Consider the following 9490-nt stretch of genomic DNA (forward strand, 5'->3'; position numbering starts at 1 on the left):
TGATTTCCGGGTCGCGTTCAAAAGCGAAGGGGTCTGCGCGAAAGCTGCGTCAGATTCGGAACAGAAGCAACATGTCGGGCTTTGCTCGACGTGACCTGTTTTTGCGTTCCTGACCCTCCCCCCGAACATCAGCGAAGCGTCCGGCGGCTTGGGGGCTGTCCGGCTGGGTGTATCGGTGAAGAACGGGCAGTTGCCCCAATCAGGCCAAAGAATGGCGCGGGACGGGTTGTAAAAAACATGACCAATGAAGCTTGGGGTGAGATTCGTGAGCAGCTGGAGAAACGCCTCGGAAAGAACAATTATACGACCTGGATCGAGCCTCTCAAACTCAACGGTCTGAAGAACGGCGTCGCCCGTTTCGAGGTGCCGACCTCTTTCTTTGGCGATTGGGTGTCGCGCAATTTTGCCGATCACATCCGCGCCCATTTGAACGCCAATGGCGCGCAGGTCGAACGTTTGGAATTTGCGGTGAAGGCCCCGGCGCGTCGTGCGCCTGCTGCGGCCACCGCCCCGGCCGCACCGCGCGCCGAATCTGCCGCACCGGCGCCGGTGGCCCGCCCGAAGGCCGCCGCCCGCGCCCGCGTGTCCGAGGAAGAGCTGCCGGGCGCGCCGCTTGATACGCGCTTCACCTTTGACAGTTTCGTCGTGGGCAAGCCGAACGAGCTGGCCCATGCCGCCGCGCGCCGCGTGGCCGAGGGGGGGCCTGTCTCTTTCAACCCGCTGTTCCTTTATGGCGGCGTGGGGCTCGGCAAGACCCACCTGATGCATGCCATCGCGCATGAGCTTCAGACCCGGCGGCCCGAGCTGCGGGTGCTCTACCTTTCGGCCGAACAGTTCATGTATCGCTTTGTGCAGGCGCTGCGCGAACGTCAGATCATGGATTTCAAAGAGCTGTTCCGCTCGGTCGATGTGCTGATGGTCGATGATGTGCAATTCATCGCCGGCAAGGACAGCACGCAGGAAGAATTCTTCCACACCTTCAATGCGCTGGTGGACCAGAACAAGCAGATCGTGATTTCCGCCGATCGCGCGCCGGGCGAGATCAAGGATCTTGAGGAACGCATCAAGAGCCGTCTGCAATGCGGTCTGGTCGTGGACCTGCACCCGACGGACTACGAACTGCGGCTGGGCATCCTGCAGCAGAAGGTCGAATTCTACCGCGAGCAATACAAGGGTCTGAAGATCGCCGATGGCGTGCTGGAGTTTCTGGCCCATCGCATCTCGACCAACGTGCGGGTGCTGGAAGGCGCGCTGACGCGGCTTTTCGCCTTTGCCTCGCTCGTGGGCCGGGAAATCACGCTGGATCTGACGCAGGACTGTCTGGCCGATATCCTGCGCGCCTCGGACCGCAAGGTCACGATCGAAGAGATCCAGCGCAAGGTGGCTGAACATTACAACATCCGCCTGTCCGACATGATCGGGCCGAAGCGTCTGCGCACCATCGCGCGTCCGCGCCAGATTGCCATGTATCTGTCCAAACAGCTGACGCCGCGGTCGCTGCCGGAAATCGGGCGGCGCTTTGGCGGGCGGGATCACACCACCATCATGCACGGCGTCCGCAAGATCGAAGAGCTGATGGCGACGGACAGCCAGTTGGCCGATGACCTGCAGCTTCTGAAGCGACTGCTTCAGGCGTAAGGGAAAACAGGGGGCTTCGGCCCCCTGTTTCTTTTGGGGGAAGGCGCATTCCGGGATGACGTTTGTGCAACGCGGGCAGGGACTTGGGTCCAGGCTGGCTTGACGCCCCCGACAATCCGGCAGATTGTCGCCGAAATGGCTTGAGAACCGGCGGGAACCGGATAGATTTCTGTTCCCGCAATCCAAGGGGTGACAGGGATGAAGATCAGCATCGAACGCGGCACGCTTCTGAAAGCCGTGGGTCAGGCGCAGTCGGTCGTGGAACGTCGCAATACGATTCCGATCCTCGCCAATGTGCTGATCGAAGCCGATGGCAATCAGGTGAGCTTCCGCGCCACCGACCTCGATATCGAGGTGGTGGACCGCGCCCCGGCGATGGTGGAGCGGTCGGGGGCAACCACCGTCTCGGCCGTGATGCTGCATGAGATCGTCCGCAAGCTGCCCGATGGTGCGCTGGTGACGCTGACCGAGGATGGCGCCGCCGGGCGTCTGACCGTGACGGCGGGCAAATCGACCTTCAATCTGGCGACGCTGCCGAAGGAAGATTTCCCGGTCATGGCTTCGTCCGAATATGCCACCAATTTCGCGGCGCCTGCGCCCGTGCTGCGGCGGCTGTTCGACAAGGCGAAATTCGCGATTTCCACCGAAGAGACGCGCTATTATCTGAACGGCGTCTATATGCATGTCGCGGCGGGCGAGGATGGCCCGGTGCTGCGCTGCGTGGCGACCGATGGCCACCGGCTGGCCCGCATCGACGCCCCCCTGCCCGAGGGCGCGCAGGGCATGCCCGGCGTCATCGTGCCGCGCAAGACGGTGAATGAGCTGCGCAAGCTGCTGGATGACGACGAGGCGCAGATCGCGGTTTCGGTCAGCGAGACCAAGGTGCGTTTTGCCACCCCGGCGCTGACCATGACCTCGAAGGTCATTGACGGTACCTTCCCCGATTACACCCGCGTCATTCCGATGAACAACACCCGCCGGCTTGAGGTGGATGCCACGGATTTCGCCAAGGCGGTGGACCGTGTGGCGACCGTGTCGTCCGAGCGGAGCCGGGCGGTGAAGCTGAGCCTGGACGAGGATCGTCTGGTGCTGTCGGTCAATGCGCCCGACAGCGGCGCCGCCGAGGAAGAGCTGGCCGTGGCCTATGGCGACGAGCGGCTGGAGATCGGTTTCAACGCGAAATACCTGCTGGAAATCGCAAGCCAGGTGGACCGCGAGAATGCGGTGTTCCTGTTCAACTCCTCGGGCGATCCGACGCTGATGCGCGAAGGCAATGATACTTCCGCCGTCTATGTTGTGATGCCGATGCGCGTGTGACCGGCGCCGGGGGGTTCACACCCCCGGACCCCCGTGGGATATTTTCAGACAGAAAATGGAGGGCAGGGTGAGCGGCTTGGCGATCCTTGCGCTGCATCTTTCGCATTTTCGTAGCCATCGCGCGGCACGGCTGGTGTTTGACGGGCGTCCTGTGGCGCTTGTGGGCGCGAATGGGGCGGGCAAGACCAATATTCTGGAGGCGGTGTCGCTGTTGTCGCCCGGGCGCGGGTTGCGCCGGGCGGCGGCGGAGGATTTTGCACGGCGGCCCGAGGCTTTGGGCTGGAAGGTCGCGGCGCAGGTTGCGGGGCTGACGGCGGCGCATGAGGTGGAAACCTGGGCCGAGGCCGGGGCGGCGCGGCAGGTGCGGATTGATGGGAAGGCTGCGCCCCAGGTGGCGCTGGCGCGGATCCTGCGGCTGGTTTGGCTCGTGCCCAGCATGGACCGGCTTTGGACCGAGGCGGCTGAGGGGCGGCGGCGGTTTCTGGATCGGCTGACGCTGAGCTTTTCGCCCGATCATGCCGAGGCGGTGCTGGCCTATGAAAAGGCGATGCGGGATCGCAACCGGCTGTTGAAGGATAAGGTTGCGGACCCGCATTGGTATGCGGCGCTTGAGGCGCAGATGGCGGCTTCGGCTGCGGTGATCGAGGGGAACCGGGCGGCGGCGGTGGCGCGGCTGATGGCGGCGCAGGAGGGGGCCGAGACGGCCTTTCCACAGGCGGCGCTGGAGATTTTGCAGCCTGAAGGACCGGTTGACGATCTGGCACGCGCTTTGGCCGAGACGCGGCGGCGCGACATGGCGGCGGGGCGGACGCTGATCGGGCCGCACCGGGCCGATCTGGGGGCCGTGTTTGCGGCCAAGGGCGTGCCAGCCGATCAGTGTTCCACCGGTGAACAGAAGGCGCTGCTGATCAGTCTGGTTCTGGCCAATGCGCGGGCCTTGGCGGCCGATCTGGGGCGCCCGCCGATCCTGCTTCTGGATGAGGTGGCGGCGCATCTGGATGCCGGGCGGCGTGCGGCGCTTTACGATGAAATCTGTGCCCTTGGGGCGCAGGCGATCATGACGGGGACGGAGCCGGGGCTGTTTGACAGCCTGGGCGCGCGGGGGCAAAGCTTTCTGGTGGCCGATGAGGCTGGCCAATCCATCCTTGAGGAGATGTGACATGACCCCCCAGCGTGTGACGCTGATCACCCTTGGTGTGGCCGATCTGGTAGCGGCAAAGGCATTTTACGGGCGTCTGGGCTGGCAGGAGCATGGCGCGCAGGAGGGCGTGGCCTTTTACCAGATGAACAGGTTGGCGCTGGCGTTGTTCGGCCTGCGTGATCTGGCGGCGGATCAGGGGCAGCCGGAGGCGGTGCTGGGCACGGGGGCTGTGACGCTTGCCCAGAATTTTGCGACCGAGGCGGAGGTCGATGCCGCCTTTGCGGCGGCGCTCGCAGCCGGGGGGCGGGCATTGAAGGCGCCGGAAACGGTGTTCTGGGGGGGCTATTCGGGCTATTGGGCCGATCCGGACGGGCATGTCTGGGAGGTGGCGATGAACCCCTTCTGGCCGCTTGAGGCCGATGGATCGCTGAGGTTGCCGGCATGAGCATTTCGATCTGGCAGGTCCTGGCCTATGCCGGGGGAATGGCGGCGCTTTGGGCGGTGCCCGGCCCGGTCTGGGTCGCCCTGTTGGCGCGCGCGCTGTCGGGCGGGTTTGCCGCCGCCTGGCCTTTGGCAGTGGGGGTGGCGCTTGGTGATCTGCTTTGGCCGCTGGCGGCGATCCTGGGGCTGTCCTGGGTGCATACGCAATATGGCGATGTGCTGTCGCTGTTGCGTTGGGTGGCGGCCGGGGTCTTTCTGACCATGGGGGTCATGTTGCTGCGGAAAAAACCGCAGGCGCCGGGCACGGACAGCCGTCTGACGCGGCCGGGGCTTTGGGCCGGGTTCAGCGTGGGGGTGGCTGCGGTGGTCGGAAATCCCAAGGCAATCCTGTTCTACATGGGTGCGCTGCCGGGGTTCTTTGATCTGGGCCGCCTGACCGCGCTGGATACCGCCATCATCATCTGCATCTCGGCCTTTGTGCCGATGCTCGGCAACCTTGCGCTCGCGCTGTTTCTGGACCGCGCACGGGCTGTTCTGTCCAGCCCCGAGAATATCCATCGGCTCAACCTTGCGTCGGGGATCATGCTGATGGGCGTGGCGCTGGTGATCCCCTTCCTTTGACCGCCTATTTCCGGCCCGAGGGGTGACATTGCCGCCCCTAGCCGCTATAACTCGCGGGCAATTCGAGGGATGCAGGATACATGGCCGAAGCCGCGAAGAAGCCGCAAGAATACGGCGCCGATTCTATCAAGGTTCTCAAAGGGTTGGAGGCTGTCCGCAAGCGCCCCGGCATGTATATCGGGGATACCGACGACGGCAGCGGCCTGCATCACATGGTCTATGAGGTCGTGGACAACGGCATTGACGAGGCCTTGGCCGGTCATGCCGATTACGTTCACGTGAAGATCCACGCCGATGACAGCGTTTCGGTGCGTGACAATGGCCGCGGCATCCCGGTCGATATCCACGCCGAAGAGGGCGTTTCGGCGGCCGAGGTCATCATGACCCAGCTGCACGCGGGCGGGAAATTCAACAATACCGATGACAGCGGCAATGCCTACAAGGTGTCGGGCGGTCTGCACGGCGTGGGGGTTTCGGTCGTCAACGCGCTGTCGGAATGGCTGGAGCTGACGGTCTGGCGCAACGATACCGAATATCGCGCGCGGTTCGAATTTGGCGAATGTGTCACCCATGTCCATGAGGTTGGCCCTGCCCCCGGTCAGCGCGGCACCGAGGTGCGGTTCCTCGCCAGCGCCAAGACCAACCGTGAGGACGGGACATTTTCGAACCTCGAGTACAGCTTCAAGACGCTCGAAACCCGCCTGCGGGAATTGGCCTTCCTGAATTCGGGCGTCCGCATCATCATCGAGGATGAGCGCCACGCCGAACCCCAGAAGACCGAGCTGTTCTATGAGGGCGGCGTCAAGGAATTCGTGAAATACCTTGATCGGTCGAAGCAATCGGTGATGACCGATCCGATCTACATGACCGGCGAGGTGCGCGGCATCGGGGTTGAGGTCGCGATGTGGTGGAACGACAGCTACCATGAAACGGTGCTGCCCTTCACCAACAACATCCCGCAGCGCGATGGCGGCACCCACCTTGCAGGCTTCCGCGGGGCACTGACGCGCACGATCAACAGCTATGCCCAGTCGTCGGGGATTGCGAAGAAGGAAAAGGTCGATTTCACCGGCGATGACGCCCGGGAAGGCCTGACCTGCGTGCTGTCGGTGAAGGTGCCGGACCCCAAATTCTCGAGCCAGACCAAGGACAAGCTTGTCTCCTCCGAGGTGCGCCCGGCGGTCGAGAATCTGGTGAACGAAAAGCTGTCGGAATGGTTCGAGGAACATCCGGCGGAAGCCAAGATCATTGTGGGCAAGATCATTGAGGCCGCCCTTGCGCGCGAAGCCGCCCGCAAGGCACGCGAACTGACCCGCCGCAAGACGGCGATGGACGTGGCCTCGCTGCCCGGCAAGCTGGCGGATTGTCAGGAAAAAGACCCCGCCCTTTCGGAACTTTTCATCGTCGAGGGTGACAGCGCCGGTGGTTCGGCCAAGCAGGGCCGGTCGCGCAAACAGCAGGCCGTGCTGCCGCTGCGTGGCAAGATCCTGAACGTCGAACGCGCGCGGTTTGACCGGATGCTGTCGTCGGAAACCGTCGGCACGCTGATCACCGCGCTTGGCACCGGTATCGGGCGCGATGAGTTCGACATCAAGAAACTGCGCTACCACAAGATCGTCATCATGACCGATGCCGACGTGGACGGCGCGCATATCCGGACGCTGCTGCTGACCTTCTTCTACCGGCAAATGCCTGAAATCATTGATGGCGGCTATCTCTATATCGCGCAGCCGCCGCTCTATAAGGTCTCGCGCGGCAAGTCCGAGGTCTATCTCAAGGACCAGTCGGCCTTTGAGGATTACCTGATCGAACAGGGGATCGATGGCGCCGTGCTGCGGCTTGGCCATGGCGAGGAGATCGCCGGGGCCGATCTGCTGCGCGTGGTCGAAGGCGCGCGTGCCTTCCGCCGCGTGCTGGAGGCCTTCCCGACGCATTACCCGCGCGGGATTTTGGAACAGGCCGCGCTCTCCGGGGCGTTCGACGCCGGGCGCGCCGATGCCGATCTGCAGCTGGTGGCCGATACCGTGGCCAAGCGGCTGGATGGCGTGGCGGTCGAATATGAAAAGGGCTGGCAGGGCCGCATCACCCAGGATCACGGCATCCGTCTGAGCCGCATCCTGCGCGGCGTCGAAGAGCTTCGGACGCTGGACGGCGCCGTTCTGCGGTCGGGCGAAGCGCGCAAGCTTTCGCAGATGGCTGGCAATGTGAAGGATATCTTCGCCTCCGAGGCGACTTTGGCCCGGAAGGATCGCGAACAGCCGATCCATGGACCGATCGACCTGCTGCGCGCCGTGCTGGCCGAAGGGGAAAAGGGCCTGTCGCTGCAACGCTACAAGGGTCTGGGCGAGATGAACCCCGAACAGCTGTGGGAAACCACGCTGGACCCCGATGCCCGCACCCTGCTGCAGGTGAAGGTAGATGACGTGGCCGATGCGGATGACCTTTTCACCAAGCTGATGGGCGATGTGGTCGAACCGCGCCGCGAATTCATCCAGCAGAATGCGTTGAACGTCGAAAACCTCGACTTCTGATTTTGTGGCCCGGCGGGTCCGGGCTGCCCCCGCGCGGAGGTGGGCCTCCGCGCTTTTCCATGCCGAAGGACGCGCCATGTTCACCGTCACGCTTCTGACCAACCCCGAAACCCCGGTGCTGGATCGCGCCACGGTGGAAAGCCTGCGCAACGCCTGGGGCGGGGGGGATGCGGTCTGGCTGGAGCCGGGGGTGGCGGCGGAGTTCGCGCTGCCCGTGGTGCCGGAGAACCGCTGGCAGGTCTGGGAAGATTTACAGGTCCTGCGCGTCGATCTGATCGTGCAAAAGACCGAAGGCCGCCGCAAGCGGATGCTGATCGCCGATATGGATTCGACGATGATCCAGCAGGAATGCATTGACGAGCTGGCGGATGAGGCCGGGGTGGGCGCCTATGTCGCCGATATCACCAAGCGCGCCATGAACGGCGAGCTGGATTTCGAGGCCGCGCTGCGCGAACGGGTCGGCCTGCTGAAAGGTCTGCCCGAGGCGGTGATCGAGCGGGTCTACCGTGACCGCATCACCTTCATGCCCGGGGGCAAGGCGCTGCTTGCGACGATGAAGGCCAATGGTGGTTACGCCGCGCTGGTGTCGGGCGGCTTCACCGCCTTCACCGCCCGCGTGGCAGCCGCGCTGGGGTTTGACGAAAACCGTGCCAATACGCTCCATGCGGCCGATGGGCTGCTGACCGGCACGGTGGGCGAGCCGATCCTGGGCAAGCAGGCCAAACTGGATGCGCTGCTGGAGATATCCGCCCGTCTGGGCATCGACCCGGCCGAGGCCATGGCCGTGGGTGATGGTGCGAATGACCTGGCGATGCTGAACCGCGCAGGGGCAGGGGTGGCGCTGCATGCCAAGCCCTCGGTCGCGGCGCAATGCGACATCCGGGTGAACCACGGCGATCTGACGGCGCTTCTGTTCTTGCAGGGCTATGCCCGCGAAGATTTCGCCGCCTGATCCGCCATGTTTGAAATCGCCAATGATCTGGCCGCGATGCTGATCTGTGCGGCCTTCGTTGCGGGCTTTGTGGACAGTATTGCCGGCGGTGGCGGGCTGATTACCCTGCCTGCCCTGCTTCTTGCGGGGGCCAGCCCGGTTCAGGCGCTCTCGACCAACAAGGTGCAGGGGGCCTTTGGTGCGGCGACGGCGGCGATTTCCTATGCCCGCGCGGGGCATGTGGATGTGCGGCGGCAGCTGGGCGCGGGGGCGGTGGCTTGCGGCGCCAGTTGCGCGGGGGCGCTGCTGGTCAGCTGGATCCCGACCGAGGGGCTGCGCCTTGCCCTGCCGGTGGTGCTGATCGCCATCGCGCTGTTCTTTGCGCTGAAACCGGGGCTGACGGATGATGACCGTCTGGCGCGCGTGACCCCTACCGTCTTTGCCGCGACCGTGGTGCCGCTGGTGGGGTTCTATGACGGGCTGATCGGGCCGGGCGCCGGGGCCTTTTACATGATCGGCTTTGTCCTATTGGGCGGCTATGGCGTGCTGCGTGCGACGGCCCATACAAAATTTCTGAACTTCGCTTCGAACATCGGAAGCCTTGTCGTGTTTGCAGCACAGGGGGCGCCGTGGTGGGCGATGGGGCTTGCCATGGGGGCTGCACAGATTGCAGGCGCCCAGATCGGTTCGCGGGTGGCAATGCGGATCGGTGCGCGGGTGATCAAGCCGCTTTTGGTCGTCACCTCGACCGCGCTGGCGCTGCGCCTGATCTGGCAAATGCTGTGATCCAGCCCACCATGGCCAGTCTTTTTGTTGCAAAAGTTTCAACAAAAGTATTGACGCTGTCGTCGCCCGGGCCTTTTGTGCAAG

Annotated in this window: 8 protein-coding genes; all 8 read left to right on the forward strand. The window is 64.2% G+C overall.

The window, feature by feature from the left end; all coding sequences use genetic code 11:
- The first annotated feature begins 237 nt into the window (after positions 1-237).
- Entirely contained in the window at positions 238-1638 is a 1401-nt protein-coding gene (dnaA, locus tag IE101_RS06315; protein ID WP_189632971.1) for a chromosomal replication initiator protein DnaA, read from the forward strand.
- Between the two features lie 198 nt (positions 1639-1836).
- A complete protein-coding gene (dnaN, locus tag IE101_RS06320) occupies positions 1837-2955 on the forward strand; it encodes a DNA polymerase III subunit beta (RefSeq protein WP_189632972.1) in 1119 nt (372 codons plus the stop codon).
- A gap of 67 nt (positions 2956-3022) precedes the next feature.
- Entirely contained in the window at positions 3023-4114 is a 1092-nt protein-coding gene (gene recF / locus IE101_RS06325) for a DNA replication/repair protein RecF (RefSeq protein WP_189632973.1), read from the forward strand.
- A gap of 1 nt (position 4115) precedes the next feature.
- Positions 4116-4541 (forward strand): VOC family protein, encoded by a 426-nt coding sequence (locus tag IE101_RS06330; RefSeq protein WP_189632974.1) that lies wholly within the window; start codon positions 4116-4118, stop codon positions 4539-4541.
- Positions 4538-5158 (forward strand): LysE family translocator, encoded by a 621-nt coding sequence (locus IE101_RS06335; RefSeq protein ID WP_189632975.1) that lies wholly within the window; start codon positions 4538-4540, stop codon positions 5156-5158. Before IE101_RS06330 ends, IE101_RS06335 begins: the two co-directional genes overlap by 4 nt.
- Before the next feature lie 80 nt (positions 5159-5238).
- Positions 5239-7689, forward strand: a complete 2451-nt coding sequence (gyrB, locus tag IE101_RS06340; protein WP_189632976.1) for a DNA topoisomerase (ATP-hydrolyzing) subunit B — start codon at positions 5239-5241, stop codon at positions 7687-7689.
- A gap of 76 nt (positions 7690-7765) precedes the next feature.
- Positions 7766-8641: a phosphoserine phosphatase SerB gene (gene serB / locus IE101_RS06345; RefSeq protein WP_189632977.1), complete on the forward strand. Its 876-nt coding sequence runs from the start codon at positions 7766-7768 to the stop codon at positions 8639-8641.
- A 6-nt stretch (positions 8642-8647) separates the two neighbouring features.
- A complete protein-coding gene (locus IE101_RS06350) occupies positions 8648-9406 on the forward strand; it encodes a TSUP family transporter (protein WP_189632978.1) in 759 nt (252 codons plus the stop codon).
- Positions 9407-9490: the final 84 nt, after the last annotated feature.

Source organism: Gemmobacter lanyuensis (assembly GCF_014652355.1).
GTDB classification, from domain to species: Bacteria; Pseudomonadota; Alphaproteobacteria; order Rhodobacterales; family Rhodobacteraceae; genus Gemmobacter; species Gemmobacter lanyuensis.

Coding starts and splice junctions, on each gene's coding strand:
- dnaA (WP_189632971.1), top strand. CDS start 238: ATGACCAATGAAGCTTGGGGTGAGATTCGTGAGCAGCTGGAGAAACGC.
- dnaN (WP_189632972.1), top strand. CDS start 1,837: ATGAAGATCAGCATCGAACGCGGCACGCTTCTGAAAGCCGTGGGTCAG.
- IE101_RS06330 (WP_189632974.1), top strand. CDS start 4,116: ATGACCCCCCAGCGTGTGACGCTGATCACCCTTGGTGTGGCCGATCTG.
- IE101_RS06335 (WP_189632975.1), top strand. CDS start 4,538: ATGAGCATTTCGATCTGGCAGGTCCTGGCCTATGCCGGGGGAATGGCG.
- gyrB (WP_189632976.1), top strand. CDS start 5,239: ATGGCCGAAGCCGCGAAGAAGCCGCAAGAATACGGCGCCGATTCTATC.
- serB (WP_189632977.1), top strand. CDS start 7,766: ATGTTCACCGTCACGCTTCTGACCAACCCCGAAACCCCGGTGCTGGAT.
- IE101_RS06350 (WP_189632978.1), top strand. CDS start 8,648: ATGTTTGAAATCGCCAATGATCTGGCCGCGATGCTGATCTGTGCGGCC.